Raw genomic sequence first — 12,567 nt, forward strand, 5'->3', positions numbered from 1 at the left:
TGGGGTCAGTGCCGGTGTTGGCGGGTTACGCCGGCATCGAATTGCGCGACGATCTGTTGCCAGCCGGCGGCGGACAAAGCAGCGTCGTCCAGCGCAGCAGGTGTCGCGAGGCCATTGCTGCGGTTGAGCCAGATGTCCGACGCAGCGTCGGACGCTTCGCCGATGCGCATCAGGAAGGAACCTGCGACGGAAGAATTGGCACTGGCGCCGAAGTAGGCCTGGTCCTGCAGCTGTTGCCAGGCGTGGCCGCCCCGGCTGACAGCGCTGGCGTCCTGGGCGAACGGCGCGAAGCCTTCTTCGGCCAGGGTCTGCGGGCCGGGTAGGGTGGATTGGTCTTCGCGCAGCAAGCGGATTTCATCCAGGGTCACCCGCAGGTCGGCGTAGATGCCCTGCTCGGCGGCGCTGAGGTCGCGGCGGGCGTCGAGTTGGTTCGAGGCCAGGTGCGTGGTGTCTTCGGCTTCGCCATGCCAGGCCACCACAGACCCGGCGACCAGCACGATGACCAGGCACAGCAGCAACACATACAGGGTTTCGTGGCCCGCGCCAGCGGGGCGGATGACTTGAGTTGTGGTGTTGGTCATGGGGCCTCGATGTCGGCTTGGTCGATTTCCACAACGTGGCCGGGGCCGGCGTCGAAGAGCACGTAGAACTCAGCGTCCGGCTTCTTGAAGGTCAGCTTCGAATCGGCACCGAGCTTGCCCGGGACGAGGATGGTTTCGTCGTAGCCGATTACGTCCAGGGTCACTCCGGGTGCGCCGCTGCCGTCGGAAAAACCGCCGGTGCATTGGATCTGCTCGGCGTCGATCGCCTTGCATTCGCACATCGGGTTGTGCGCCAGTGCGCTGCTGCTTGCACCTGCGCAGAACAGCAACGCCAGGCCGTTGGATAAGGCGCGAAGGGTCATGGTTTGGGTCCTTGGTTCTTCAGCCAGGCAACGGTGGCCGGGGAGGCCTGGCGCAGGGGAATGGAGGCCTGGTGCATCGAACCGTCCCAGCCCTCGAGGGTTATCCACAGTTCGGCATCGGGCTGGGTCTTTGGCGGGACCGGCAACAAGGCGCCCATGCGATAGGGCGAGCCGAAGAAAATCACCCCGGCGGCCCGCAGGCTGCGGGGTTTGCCGATGCGCAGATAGGTGGCCTTGACCTGGCCGATACAGCGTTCGCACAGGGCCGCGTTGAAGTGCTTCATGGGCCCCGCCGGCCCTTGGGGGCGTGGGGCTTCGTTGCGAAATTCCGCCAGGCGCAGGCTCCAGGGGCCGACCTGGACTTCGCCGACTTCTCGCTCACCAAGCCCGGCATCTCCGCGAAACAGCGCGGCTTCGGATAGATACTTGGGCATGAACCCCAAGGGGATCAGCAACAACAGCACGTTGAGGTGAAAGCGCCATTTATGCCAGAACAGGCTCAGGCGTGACGGTGATGAAGTGGTATTGGACGGGTTCACAGGCTGCCCTCCGACGACTCACGGTGGACCGACGGCTGCAATGCCTGCGCGAGGCGGGTTTCACGGGAGGGTTTCTGGCTACGCTTGAGGGCATTGGCGGTGGCCAGGGCTGTGCGTTTGGTCCAGATCAGCAGCCCGCTGAGCACCATCATGCTCAGGACCAGGCCGAAGAAAAACCAGATGAGCTTGATCCATAGGCCACCGAAGTCGCCGGTGTGCAACGGGCGCATGGATTCGGTGACGAACTCCAGCGTCGTGCGGTCGGCCAGCAGTCGTGAGGCGGCGACGTCACCGTTGTAGGGATTGATGGTGGCGGTCTGGAACATCAGTGGATACCAACCGCGGCCGCCGATTTCCAGATGGCTGTAGGCATTGCCGGGCAGGCTGACGAAACTCGCTTCCAGGCCCGGGATGCGTTGCTGGGCGATTTCAATGGCCCGGTCCAGGTTCAATTGCGGCGGTGCAAGGCCATCAGCTGACAGCGGAACGCTTTCACGCGCCACCACGGGGATGACCGGTTCGCTGGAAATGGATATCTGGTTGTCGGATAGCAAGGCTTCGATCAGGAACCAGGTGCCCGTAACGGAAATCACCGCGATGAACCAGATCGACCAGATACCACTGAGTCGGTGCAAATCCCCCCAGAAAATTCGGGCGCCGTGGCGGATCCGCAACGTCGGACGGAAAAAGCCTTTCCAGAAACGCTTGTAGACCACCAGCCCGGTCACCAGCGAGGCCAGCAATGGCAGCCCCAACAAGGACACCAGGTACCAGCCCCAGCTGTAGCCGTTGGTGAACGGCACCAGCCACCAGCCATGCAGGGCACGGGTAAACCCCCTGAAGTTGAATGTCGGCGCCGAGCCTTGGATGACGCCGCTGTAGGGGTTGACGTAGACCTTGTCGGGGCGTCCGTCTGGGTAAGTCACGCTCACCTCCAGCGCGAAATGCGACTCGTCCGGGCGGACGATGCCTTGCACCTGGGTAAGCGGCTGGGCTTGCTTGATGGCGGTGATGACTTGGTCATAGCTGAGCAGTTGGGCATCGTCCGAGGGCTTGCTGGCGCGCATCTCAGGGTTGACCAGCCAGACAAGCTCCTGGCTGACCACCGCGAGGGTGCCAGTGACGCAAACGATCAGTACGAAAAACCAGATGGGCAATGCCAGCCAGCTGTGGACCAGGAACCAGAGTTTGGAGCGGGACTTCTTCGACATGATTGAACGTCTTGATTCGATGAAAGGTTCGGTATTACGGGCTTCGCAATACCGTGAACCGTAAAAAAGCAAACCGTGGCTTTTGCCGACGCGGCCTGCTGCATCTAATTAAGACGAACCAGCAAATGAAATCCTGAAGGGGAAGATGAAAGAAAATGTTTCGCGTGGTAGGAGCTGCCGAAGGCTGCGATCTTTTGATCTTTTGATCTTTCGCTTGAGACTCAAGTGTCAGGGGAAAGATCGCAGCCTCATTGCACTCGACAGCTCCTACAGGGGGTAACCCTGCGGGAGCAAGGGCAAGTCAGCCTTGCTGTTGGAACATCTCCCTGGCCCGTTGCTCGATCTGTTCCTGGCTCAGATCTTCCTTGTGCGTCGCCAGGAACCACAGATGCCCATAGGGATCTTTCAAGGTGCCGGTACGATCGCCGTAGAACTGGTCCTTGACCTCGGAAATCACGGTGCCACCGGCGGCAATGGCCTGGGCAAACGCGCTGTCCACGTCCTCGACATAGATATGCAGGCCGACCGATGGCGATTGGTCCGGGTTGCTCAATGGGCCTTGGTCGCAAGGCGTGCCGAGCATCATCGGAAAACCGTTGATCCGCAGTTCGGCATGCCCGATGCCGCCGTCGGGCATGGCCAGGCGCATGACCTCGGTGGCATTGAAGGCTTTTTTGTAGAAGTCGATGGCTTCGGCAGCTTTCTGAATGCCCAGGTAGGGCGTGATGTTATGGAAACCTTCGGGAATGGCTTTGACGCCCATGACGGTTCTCCTTTTTGTTATGGGAGGCGAAGAGGGTCTTCGTCGATTTGCCCATCCACTATAGGTCAGTCGCCGTGGGCGGGCTCATGTCCCGACGAACGCTTCACGGCTGCTCCAGCAGGTGAGCCCCTGGCCCGTGTTTGCCCAGCACGTCGCCCTGATTGCGCAGCGGACAAGCCTCCATCGACAGGCATCCACAGCCGATGCAACCGTTGAGTCGATCGCGCAGCGTCATCAATTGGTTGATGCGCTCGTCCAGGTCCCGGCTCCACTGCGCCGACAAGGTTTGCCAGTCGGCGGCCGTTGGCGCACGGTTGTCCGGCAGGTTTTTCAACGCCGCGCCGATTTCCGCCAAGGGAATGCCCAGGCGCTGGGCAACCTTGATCAGCGCCACGCGACGCAATACTGCCCGTGAGTAGCGACGTTGGTTGCCCTGGTTGCGCGTGCTTTGGATCAGCCCCTTGGATTCATAGAAGTGCAGGGCCGTGACCGCCACGCCGCTGCGGGCGGCCACTTGGCCTACGGTGAGTTCCTTGTGAACATCGATCTGCGTCATCGCTTCAATTCACTGCTTGACCTCAAGTTAACTTGAGGTTTTACCCTGCACGCGTTCGGATCGCAAGATCCGCCTTACGTGCAGAGGGGACCTTTCATGCAATCACCAAGGAACAATCGCAGTTTCACCCAGTTGATGGAATTCGATATCGAGCCTCAATGGCAGCAGGCGCTGGTAACCGCCTTGTCGGAACAAACCGAGCGCCTGGCTCGGGACCACCAGGGGTTCCTGAGTGCAAGTATCCAGGCCAGCGAGGATGGTCGGCGGGTGCTCAACTATTTGCAGTGGCAAACCCGTGAGGCAGGCGAGGCGGCGCTTCGAGGCTTCGAAAGTGGCGAACAGGATTTCTGGCGGCTGATCCAGGCTCATCGAGCCAAAGCCGTGACATTTGGCTCGTTCCAGGTGCTGCGCAACATCGAGCGCAGTCTGGACAACGCGCTGCATTGCCAGTTGGTCGACTGAATGCAGCGGCTGATCCGCGAAGGCAATAGCCACTATCGAGAGGGTTGATTTCTGCCGCGCAGGGCTGGCGGGTAGCCTTTGTTCATCGCCCAACTCCAGAACACCGGACACTTGCCATGAACCGTACCTTTGCTGTTTTGCTGCTGTTGACCGCCACCCTCCTGGGCGGTTGTGCCAGTTCTTCCCCGGAGCTGCGTCCCTACACTGCCGACGAGACCCGCGAACTGGCCCTTGAAGCCTTGAATCGTCGAGGCCTCTCGTTCGATGAATACCACGCGAAAAAAGCCGAGTTGCTCGGCTCGTCGCAGAAAAACGTGGGTTTCGACGATCAGGGCCAGATGAGTGCCGAGCGGGTCGTGCAACAGCCAGGCCGGTCAAGCTGAGGGACTGTACTGCTTAAAGTTTTGCCCAACTGTCCGTGGGTTTGCGCCAAGGCGTGGGGTAGGGTCATGACATGACTGACCGCCCTGATGGACTGACTTGAAATGACCCTTTCGCTTGACCTGCTGCTGGGCTTCGCCCTGTTTGCCCTGGTGACCTCGATCACGCCTGGCCCTAACAACACCATGTTGTTGGCCTCGGGTGTCAATTTCGGTTTCAACCGCACCATTCCTCACATGCTGGGTATTACCTGCGGCTTCTTTTCCCTGGTGCTGGCGGTGGGCCTTGGCCTGGGCGCGGTGTTCCAGACTTATCCACTGCTCTATACGGCGCTGCGCTACATCGGCGCGGCGTACCTGGTGTACCTGGCTTGGAAAATAGCCCACTCCGGTCCGGTTTCGGAAAGCCAGGCGGGGGACACTACGCCGATGAGCTACTGGGGCGCCGCGGCGTTCCAATGGGTCAATCCCAAGGCCTGGATCATGGCCATCGGTGCCATCAGTACCTACACGCCACTTCAGGGTTACTTCTTCAACGTGTTGGTGATTGCGGCGGTGTTTGCCCTGATCAACCTGCCAAGCGTGAGCTTGTGGGTGGTGTGCGGTAGCCTGTTGCGCAACCTGTTGGGTGATCGTCGCTGGTTGCGCCTGTTCAACTGGGGCATGGCGCTGCTGTTGGTCGCTTCGCTGTATCCATTGTTGCTCGAAAGCATCAGTTGAGGGCTGAGCTTCGCGGCGATGCCTGCTAAGCTCGCTGTTCAGGAGCGTTCCTACGCACTTTTAAACGAAGTCCGACTTCTTTAAGGTCTTTGATCAGGTATTGCTAGTCTCGAACCCAACGAGGGCGCCTGATCCCGGAGCAGGCTCTGCGAGTTTCCTATGAATAAACGTCCGTTGTATTTCGACTACGCCGCCACCACGCCGGTGGATGAGCGGGTTATCCGGGTCATGGTCGAGTGTCTGGGCTTTGACGGCAACTTTGGCAACCCGGCTTCCAGTTCCCATGCCTTCGGCCAGGAGGCCCGGCGCTCGGTGGAGCGTGCCCGCCAGCAGGTGGCGCAATTGGTGGGGGCCCAGCCCGAACAGATCGTTTGGACGTCCGGCGCTACCGAGTCCAACAACCTGGCCCTCAAAGGGGTAGCCCAGGCGCGCGGTGGTTCCGCCGGCCATGTCATCACCAGTCTGATCGAACACAAGGCGATTCTCGACACGGCGCGCCAGCTTGAAGAGAGCGGCGTCGCGGTGACCTGGCTGGCGCCGGACGCCGAGGGCCTGATCAGTCCGCAAGCGGTTCGCGACGCGTTGCGCGAAGACACGTTCCTGGTGTCGCTGATGCTGGTGAACAACGAGTTGGGCACCCTCAATGATGTCATCGCCATCGGCGAGATCGTTCGCAAGCACGGTGCGCTGTTTCATGTGGACGCAGCCCAGGGCGCCGGCAAGGTGCAGATCGACCTGTCTCGTTGGCCGGTGGACCTGATGTCTTTTTCCGCGCACAAGATCTACGGCCCCAAGGGCATCGGTGCGCTCTACGTCGGCGACCGTGCCCGGCCACGGCTGTCAGCGCAGATTCACGGCGGTGGGCATGAAGGCGGTTTGCGCTCCGGGACCCTGGCGACCCACCAGATCGCAGCCATGGGCGCCGCATTCGAACTCGCGGCCGAGGCATTCGACGAAGAACTCGCTAAAATCGCCCGGTTGCGCAATCGTTTGCTTGAGCCGCTGCTGGCCTTGCCCGGTGTGCGTATAAACGGCAGTGTGAGCCGCCGGATTCCCCACACACTGAGCCTGACCTTCAACGAAGGTGAGTTCAACCCGGCGACGTTGGGCGTATCGATTGCATTTTCCGCGACCTCGGCCTGCAATTCGGCGCAGAACACCCCGTCCCACGTGCTGCTGGCCTTGGGGCACGATGCGCGTGCGGCCGGGCGGACCATTCGCTTGAGTCTGGGCCGTTTTACCACTGAGCAAGATATCGACGAGGCGGTTCGGCTGATCAAAGCGGCGTGCGCGACAGCGCCGGCGTTCTGGGCCACGACCCCATAAGCCGTCTTCGGCATCGAACAACAATATCAACGAGCAGGAGAAACAATGAGCACCGAGCCTTTGCCCCATGGACTGGTTCCCCAGCGCCTGGCCCAAATTCGCCAACTGATGAGCCGAGAGGGTATTCATGCACTGCTGGTGCCATCGGCCGACCCGCATCTGTCTGAATACTTGCCGGGCTATTGGCAAGGGCGGCAATGGCTGTCGGGGTTCCACGGCTCGGTGGGTACCTTGATCGTGACCGGCAGTTTCGCCGGCGTCTGGGCCGACAGCCGTTATTGGGAGCAGGCCACCAAGGAGCTGGAGGGCAGTGGTATCGAGCTGGTCAAGCTCATTCCCGGCCAGCCCGGCCCCTTGGACTGGCTGGCGGACCAAACACCTGAGGGTGGGGTGGTTGCTGTTGACGGCGCGGTCATGGCCGTGGCATCGGCTCGCACCCTGGGCGGCAAGCTTGCGGAACGCGGCGCGCGGTTGCGCACTGACATCGATCTGCTCAACGAGGCCTGGAGCGATCGCCCTGGCTTACCGGATCAGCCGGTCTATGCCCATTTGCCTCCCCAGGCGACCGTCAGCCGGATCGAGAAACTCGCCAAGCTGCGCGAATCCCTCAAGGAGCGTGGTGCCGACTGGCATTTCATCGCCACGCTGGATGACATCGCCTGGTTGTTCAACCTGCGCGGCGCGGATGTGTCGTTCAACCCCGTGTTCGTCTCCTTCGCCTTGATCAGCCAGCAACAGGCAACGCTGTTCGTGGCCCTGGACAAGGTTGACGCTGCGCTACGTGCCGTTCTTGAACAGGACGGCGTGACCCTGCGCGATTACAGCGAAGCCGCTGCCGCGTTGCGTGAAGTGCCGGACGGCGCGAGCCTGCAGATCGATCCGGCGCGGGTGACGGTCGGCTTGCTGGATAACCTGGGCAGCGGCGTGAAACTGATCGAAGGTCTGAATCCAACGACGCTGGCCAAGTCTCGCAAAAGCCTGGCCGACGCCGAGCACATCCGCCGGGCCATGGAGCACGATGGCGCGGCGCTCTGTGAGTTCTTCGCCTGGCTGGAAGGGGCCTGGGGGCGCGAGCGCATCACCGAGTTGACCATCGACGAGCACCTGACCGCCGCCCGCACGCGCCGGCCGGACTTCGTCTCCCTGAGTTTCAACACCATTGCCGCCTTTAACGCCAACGGCGCGATGCCTCATTACCACGCCACGGAAGAAGCCCATGCGGTCATCGAAGGTGATGGCCTGTTGCTGATCGATTCCGGCGGCCAGTACTTGGGAGGCACCACCGACATCACTCGCATGGTGCCGGTCGGCACACCCACCGCTGAGCAGAAACGTGATTGCACGCGCGTACTCAAGGGCGTGATTGCCCTGTCCCGGGCCAAATTCCCTCGGGGAATTCTCTCGCCGTTACTGGATGCCATCGCTCGTGCACCCATCTGGGCGGAGCAGGTGGATTACGGCCACGGCACCGGCCATGGCGTCGGCTATTTCCTCAATGTCCACGAAGGCCCGCAGGTGATTGCCTATCAAGCTGCTGCCGCGCCGCAAACGGCGATGCAGGCTGGCATGATCACCTCCATCGAACCGGGTACATATCGTCCTGGTCGCTGGGGTGTGCGCATCGAGAACCTGGTGTTGAACCGTGAAGCCGGAAGCAGCGAGTTCGGCGAGTTCCTTGAGTTCGAAACCCTGACCCTGTGTCCGATCGACACTCGCTGCCTGGAACCTTCGCTGCTGACCCAAGACGAAAAAGACTGGTTCAACGCCTACCACGCCGAGGTTCAGCGTCGCTTGAGCCCATTGCTGGAAGGTGACGCACTGCAATGGCTCAACACGCGAACAATGGCAATTTGAAGTAGAGGATCAGGCGAGGGCTTCACGGACGAAGTCCAATCGATCCTGGCCAAAGAACAACTCGTTGCCGACAAACATGCTCGGGGCGCCGAACACGCCCCGTGCGATGGCTTCCTCGGTGTTGGTCTTGAGTGCTTGCTTGACCTGTTCGTCGTTCGTCAGGGTCAGTACGTAGTTGGCGTCGAAACCACCCTCGTTCAGGACCGCTGCGACAGTCGCAGGGTCGTTGAGGTTGCGGCCATCGACCCAAAAGGCACGGAACAGGCAATTGACGAAGGCCTCGAAGCGTTCAGGTTGGCGCAACTGCATGCCAGTCACCGCGCGCATCAGTTGCAGTGTATTGATGGGGAAGTGCGGATTGAACTGGAAGGCAACGCCGTAGCGCTTGGCGAAGCGATTCAGATCCCTGAACAGGTAAGGGTTCTTGGCCGGCACTGTCGCCGGTGATGCATTGCCGGTTGCCTTGAAGACGCCGCCTAATAGCATCGGACGATAGATCAACTGGCTGTTGGTCTGTGCGCACAGCGTCGGCAACTGGGTGTAGGCCAGGTACGTGGTCGGGCTGCCGAAATCGAAGTAAAACTCCACCGATTTGCTCATGGGATCTGCTCTCTTGTTGTTGTGAGGGGAGGGTTTACCAGCGTTCGCTCCAGGGCCGCAGGTCCAGCTCGAAGGTCCAGGCGTCGCGGGGTTGGCTGTGCAAGTACCAGTAATTCTCGGCGATGTGTTCAGGGTTCAGGATGCCGTCCTCATCCTTGGTGGCATATTTCTCCGGGAAGTTATCGCGGATGAAGTCGGTGTCGATGGCACCGTCCACCACAACATGAGCTACATGAATATTCAGCGGCCCCAGCTCACGGGCCATGCTCTGAGCCAATGCCCGGATGCCATGCTTGGCGCCTGCGAATGCGGCGAACCCCGAAGCACCGCGCAGTCCCGCCGTTGCCCCGGTAAACAGGATCGTCCCGCGCTGGCGCTTGACCATGCGCTTGGCCACTTCCCGTGCGTTGAGAAAGCCTGAGAAGCAGGCCATCTCCCAGATCTTGAAGTACTTGCGTGCGGTTTCTTCGAGAATGCTGCAAGGAACGTTGGCGCCGATGTTGAACACAAAGGCTTCGATCGGGCCGATCTGGTTCTCGATTTGTTCGATGAGAGCGATCACGTCGTCTTCTTTGCGCGCATCACAGGCAAACCCTTGGGCTTCGCCGCCCTGGGCGCGGATTGCGTCCACCAGTGGTTGGAGTTTGTCGGCGCTGCGACGGGTAACACAGGCAATAAAACCTTCCTGCGCAAAGCGTTTGGCAATTGCTCCGCCGGTGGCATCGCCCGCGCCAACAACCAGTGCGACCTTCTTGTTATTCATGGTTTGCCTCATTGGTGAACGATCGTTAACTAAACGGACGTTATGCTAAGATTCGGCAAGCGTCAAGGTGAGTAATCAGGGGACAGGACCATGCGATATTCAGCCAATCACAAAATGGAAACCCGCGAGAAACTGCTCGCCAGCAGTGCCGTCTCCGCCAAGAAGTCGGGTTTCTCCACGGTCGGTGTCGATGGCTTGATGAAAGCGATCGGATTGAGTGGCGGTGCTTTTTATAGCCACTTCTCATCCAAGGATGAGCTTTTCAAGGCCATTGTTGAGCGAGAGTTGGCCCAAAGCCTGGATCGTCTGAGTGGCGACGGCGCCATGGACTCAATGAAGCTGGAGCGCTGCCTCAAGCAGTATCTGAGCATGAGCCACGTTGAGCAACCCGAAGCGGGGTGTGCGTTGCCGGTGCTGGGTGCCGAGATCGCGCGATCGGATGTCCAGGTGAGGGAGACGGCGCAAACGTGGATCTGTCGTTTGCACGAAAGCTGGGCGCGGATATTGGGAAGCGACAGTCTGGCCTGGGCCATCCTGTCTCAATGCGTGGGAGCATTGGTCGTTGCGCGGATGCTGGTCACGCCACAGGTCCAGCGTGATGTCCTCAGGTCCAGCCATGAGGAGATTAGGCGCCGAATGGCCGAGCAAGGGCTCGACTGACGTGGCTTATTTACAGATGACGATCATGCTGCGGCTGGTATAGCCAGCGGGGTTGAGCCCGAAGGGGTAATCCCCGGGCTCCTCGACGGCGTCTCCGGACTTGGCAATGACCTTGTAACCCTTGGGAGCACATGAATTGGCAGCGCTGGCGGCACACTGGTCCCAGGATGAGGACAGGCCGGAGCAATTGATGTGCAGGCCTTTTTTACCGCGCTTGACTTCAGTTTTCGACGTTGCCGCACAGCCCGCTACTGCAAGTACGGCGATCAGTATCAAAATTCGTTTCATTCCTGTCCTTATAATCGTCGTGGATCTTGTGGCCACGTACGATTGTGTTCGCTCTTGCTTGAAGCGTTCATGACGTCCTGTATGAAAAAATCCATGTCTGACATTGGGTTACCGGTCTAAACATGGCCTAAATGCGTTGCAAATACCAGACCTTCGTTAAATCCTGTTTCAATCTGCCGCGACGGCAGGCTTCGCAGTGTTGGCCATGGTCATCGTTGCGCCGACCGACGCGAGGATGATGCAGGTAATGGCTAACCACTGGGTCAAGGACAAGTACTCCTGCAGAAAGATCAGTCCCGACAGGGCCGCGATTGCCGGTTCGACGCTCATCAGAGTGCCGAAAGTGCGGGCTGGCATTCGGGTCAGTGAGATCATTTCCAGGGTGTAGGGCAGGGCCGTAGACAGAATGGCGACGCCGATGGCGATTGGAATCAAGCTCGGTGTGAGCAGTGCGGCGCCCGCGTGCACGATACCAATCGGTGCGACGAACAGGGCGGCGATCATCACCCCCAATGCGGCGGTTTGCACACCATTGTCCGCGCCAGCCTTCTGGCCAAACAGGATGTACAACGCCCAGCAGAAACCCGCGCCCAGCGCATAGCCGGCTCCAAGCAGATCAATACCTGCATTGGTCGCTCCGGTCGGTATAAGCAGAAGCAGGCCCGCGACTGCCAGGGCGATCCAGAGAAAGTCGATTGCCCGGCGTGAGGCGTAAATGGCGACTGCCAGAGGCCCTGTGAACTCCAGTGCCACGGCAATGCCCAGTGGAACGGTACGAACCGACATATAGAAGAGAAAGTTCATCCCGCCCAATGCCATCCCATAGACGATCACGGTGCGCAGGGATTGAGCGGTGAGCTTGGCGCGCCAGGGGCGTAGCAATAACACCATGATGAGGCTGGCAAAGATGAGTCGCAGCGTCGTTGTGCCCTGTGCACCCACTATCGGAAACATGCTTTTGGCGAGAGAGGCTCCCGATTGGATGGAGGCCATGGCTATTAATAGCAGGGCAACCGGATACAGGGTGGAGGCCAGGCTGCGATGTGGAGGGGGTGTCATTACGAAGTGTCGTCCAGAATAAAGGCGGGGAGGCTGCTTTGAGCAGTATATTGCGCACATGCGGCGATTCCGTCTATATACCGGGCAAATTTAGTGTCGTGTCGGACTAAAGATAGAAAAATCAAATTAGGGGTTGACGGCAGATTCTGGAAGTCTATAATTCGCCCCACTTCCGGCGCAGTCGAAACGGAAAACTCCTTGAGATTCAATGAGTTAAGTAGGTTTCGAGGGTGTTGGGCTTCAGGTCATCGAAGCCCGGAAGGAGCAGGTAGAGCGGTGTTGTTTGGCTCTATCGGCGGTTCGATCTTCTCGGTCGAAAGCGGTGAAAAAGAGGTGTTGACAGCAGCGAGTAACGCTGTAGAATTCGCCTCCCGCTAACGAGAGATCGAAAGCGCAAGTGGTTGAAGTTGAAAAGGAAACTTTGAAAACTTCTGAAAATAACCGCTTGACAGATACACGGGGCGCTGTAGAATGCGCGCCTC

The 12,567-nt window shown here is 59.9% G+C and carries 16 protein-coding genes; 6 read left to right on the forward strand and 10 right to left on the reverse strand.

Annotated elements, in window-relative coordinates:
- Positions 1 to 5 precede the first annotated feature (5 nt).
- The 6 genes from KI237_RS09970 to soxR all read right to left on the reverse strand — a co-directional run bounded on the left by KI237_RS09970 (position 6) and on the right by soxR (position 3,973).
- Entirely contained in the window at positions 6 to 581 is a 576-nt protein-coding gene (locus tag KI237_RS09970) for a DUF6162 family protein (protein ID WP_212799671.1), read from the reverse strand.
- Positions 578 to 904 carry a hypothetical protein gene (locus KI237_RS09975; protein WP_212799672.1) on the reverse strand — a complete coding sequence of 109 codons (327 nt, stop codon included), beginning with the start codon at positions 902 to 904 and terminating at the stop codon, positions 578 to 580. The genes KI237_RS09970 and KI237_RS09975 overlap by 4 nt, the downstream gene beginning before the upstream one ends.
- Positions 901 to 1,443 carry a PA2404 family protein gene (locus tag KI237_RS09980; protein ID WP_212799673.1) on the reverse strand — a complete coding sequence of 181 codons (543 nt, stop codon included), beginning with the start codon at positions 1,441 to 1,443 and terminating at the stop codon, positions 901 to 903. Before KI237_RS09980 ends, KI237_RS09975 begins: the two co-directional genes overlap by 4 nt.
- Entirely contained in the window at positions 1,440 to 2,654 is a 1,215-nt protein-coding gene (locus KI237_RS09985; protein ID WP_212799674.1) for a PepSY-associated TM helix domain-containing protein, read from the reverse strand. The genes KI237_RS09980 and KI237_RS09985 overlap by 4 nt, the downstream gene beginning before the upstream one ends.
- Positions 2,655 to 2,955: 301 nt before the next feature.
- Positions 2,956 to 3,417, reverse strand: a complete 462-nt coding sequence (locus KI237_RS09990) for a VOC family protein (protein WP_212799675.1) — start codon at positions 3,415 to 3,417, stop codon at positions 2,956 to 2,958.
- A gap of 103 nt (positions 3,418 to 3,520) precedes the next feature.
- The gene (gene soxR, locus KI237_RS09995) at positions 3,521 to 3,973 is read right to left on the reverse strand and encodes a redox-sensitive transcriptional activator SoxR (protein WP_212799676.1); all 453 of its coding nucleotides are present in this window, start codon (positions 3,971 to 3,973) and stop codon (positions 3,521 to 3,523) included.
- A 96-nt stretch (positions 3,974 to 4,069) separates the two neighbouring features.
- Between soxR and KI237_RS10000 the strand changes: the two genes are divergently transcribed.
- The 5 genes from KI237_RS10000 to KI237_RS10020 all read left to right on the forward strand — a co-directional run bounded on the left by KI237_RS10000 (position 4,070) and on the right by KI237_RS10020 (position 8,715).
- Complete coding sequence (locus KI237_RS10000; RefSeq protein WP_212799677.1) at positions 4,070 to 4,435, forward strand: antibiotic biosynthesis monooxygenase; 366 nt, start codon at positions 4,070 to 4,072, stop codon at positions 4,433 to 4,435.
- 116 nt (positions 4,436 to 4,551) lie between these two features.
- Positions 4,552 to 4,818 (forward strand): hypothetical protein, encoded by a 267-nt coding sequence (locus KI237_RS10005; RefSeq protein WP_018600280.1) that lies wholly within the window; start codon positions 4,552 to 4,554, stop codon positions 4,816 to 4,818.
- A 102-nt stretch (positions 4,819 to 4,920) separates the two neighbouring features.
- On the forward strand, positions 4,921 to 5,535 hold the full coding sequence (locus KI237_RS10010) for a LysE family translocator (RefSeq protein ID WP_212799678.1): 615 nt from the start codon (positions 4,921 to 4,923) through the stop codon (positions 5,533 to 5,535).
- 159 nt (positions 5,536 to 5,694) lie between these two features.
- Positions 5,695 to 6,861: a cysteine desulfurase family protein gene (locus tag KI237_RS10015; protein WP_212799679.1), complete on the forward strand. Its 1,167-nt coding sequence runs from the start codon at positions 5,695 to 5,697 to the stop codon at positions 6,859 to 6,861.
- Positions 6,862 to 6,906: 45 nt separating this feature from the next.
- A complete protein-coding gene (locus KI237_RS10020; RefSeq protein WP_212799680.1) occupies positions 6,907 to 8,715 on the forward strand; it encodes an aminopeptidase P family protein in 1,809 nt (602 codons plus the stop codon).
- A gap of 9 nt (positions 8,716 to 8,724) precedes the next feature.
- Here the strand turns inward: KI237_RS10020 and KI237_RS10025 are convergent, their stop codons facing one another.
- Positions 8,725 to 9,315, reverse strand: a complete 591-nt coding sequence (locus KI237_RS10025; protein WP_212799681.1) for a 2-hydroxychromene-2-carboxylate isomerase — start codon at positions 9,313 to 9,315, stop codon at positions 8,725 to 8,727.
- A gap of 34 nt (positions 9,316 to 9,349) precedes the next feature.
- The gene (locus KI237_RS10030; protein WP_212799682.1) at positions 9,350 to 10,078 is read right to left on the reverse strand and encodes an SDR family oxidoreductase; all 729 of its coding nucleotides are present in this window, start codon (positions 10,076 to 10,078) and stop codon (positions 9,350 to 9,352) included.
- 90 nt (positions 10,079 to 10,168) lie between these two features.
- Between KI237_RS10030 and KI237_RS10035 the strand changes: the two genes are divergently transcribed.
- Positions 10,169 to 10,738 (forward strand): TetR/AcrR family transcriptional regulator, encoded by a 570-nt coding sequence (locus KI237_RS10035; RefSeq protein ID WP_212799683.1) that lies wholly within the window; start codon positions 10,169 to 10,171, stop codon positions 10,736 to 10,738.
- 6 nt (positions 10,739 to 10,744) lie between these two features.
- Here KI237_RS10035 and KI237_RS10040 read toward each other — a convergent pair whose 3' ends face one another.
- Positions 10,745 to 11,026: a hypothetical protein gene (locus KI237_RS10040; protein WP_014337379.1), complete on the reverse strand. Its 282-nt coding sequence runs from the start codon at positions 11,024 to 11,026 to the stop codon at positions 10,745 to 10,747.
- Between the two features lie 168 nt (positions 11,027 to 11,194).
- Positions 11,195 to 12,085: a threonine/homoserine exporter RhtA gene (rhtA, locus tag KI237_RS10045; RefSeq protein WP_212799684.1), complete on the reverse strand. Its 891-nt coding sequence runs from the start codon at positions 12,083 to 12,085 to the stop codon at positions 11,195 to 11,197.
- Between the last annotated feature and the right edge of the window lie 482 nt (positions 12,086 to 12,567).

Origin of the sequence: Pseudomonas sp. St316 (genome assembly GCF_018325905.1) — a bacterium.
Lineage (GTDB): Bacteria > Pseudomonadota > Gammaproteobacteria > Pseudomonadales > Pseudomonadaceae > Aquipseudomonas.

Coding starts and splice junctions, on each gene's coding strand:
- KI237_RS09970 (WP_212799671.1), bottom strand. CDS start 581: ATGACCAACACCACAACTCAAGTCATCCGCCCCGCTGGCGCGGGCCAC.
- KI237_RS10000 (WP_212799677.1), top strand. CDS start 4,070: ATGCAATCACCAAGGAACAATCGCAGTTTCACCCAGTTGATGGAATTC.
- KI237_RS10040 (WP_014337379.1), bottom strand. CDS start 11,026: ATGAAACGAATTTTGATACTGATCGCCGTACTTGCAGTAGCGGGCTGT.
- KI237_RS09985 (WP_212799674.1), bottom strand. CDS start 2,654: ATGTCGAAGAAGTCCCGCTCCAAACTCTGGTTCCTGGTCCACAGCTGG.
- soxR (WP_212799676.1), bottom strand. CDS start 3,973: ATGACGCAGATCGATGTTCACAAGGAACTCACCGTAGGCCAAGTGGCC.
- KI237_RS10035 (WP_212799683.1), top strand. CDS start 10,169: ATGCGATATTCAGCCAATCACAAAATGGAAACCCGCGAGAAACTGCTC.
- KI237_RS10010 (WP_212799678.1), top strand. CDS start 4,921: ATGACCCTTTCGCTTGACCTGCTGCTGGGCTTCGCCCTGTTTGCCCTG.
- KI237_RS10030 (WP_212799682.1), bottom strand. CDS start 10,078: ATGAATAACAAGAAGGTCGCACTGGTTGTTGGCGCGGGCGATGCCACC.
- KI237_RS10020 (WP_212799680.1), top strand. CDS start 6,907: ATGAGCACCGAGCCTTTGCCCCATGGACTGGTTCCCCAGCGCCTGGCC.
- KI237_RS09975 (WP_212799672.1), bottom strand. CDS start 904: ATGACCCTTCGCGCCTTATCCAACGGCCTGGCGTTGCTGTTCTGCGCA.
- KI237_RS10025 (WP_212799681.1), bottom strand. CDS start 9,315: ATGAGCAAATCGGTGGAGTTTTACTTCGATTTCGGCAGCCCGACCACG.
- KI237_RS10015 (WP_212799679.1), top strand. CDS start 5,695: ATGAATAAACGTCCGTTGTATTTCGACTACGCCGCCACCACGCCGGTG.
- rhtA (WP_212799684.1), bottom strand. CDS start 12,085: ATGACACCCCCTCCACATCGCAGCCTGGCCTCCACCCTGTATCCGGTT.
- KI237_RS10005 (WP_018600280.1), top strand. CDS start 4,552: ATGAACCGTACCTTTGCTGTTTTGCTGCTGTTGACCGCCACCCTCCTG.
- KI237_RS09990 (WP_212799675.1), bottom strand. CDS start 3,417: ATGGGCGTCAAAGCCATTCCCGAAGGTTTCCATAACATCACGCCCTAC.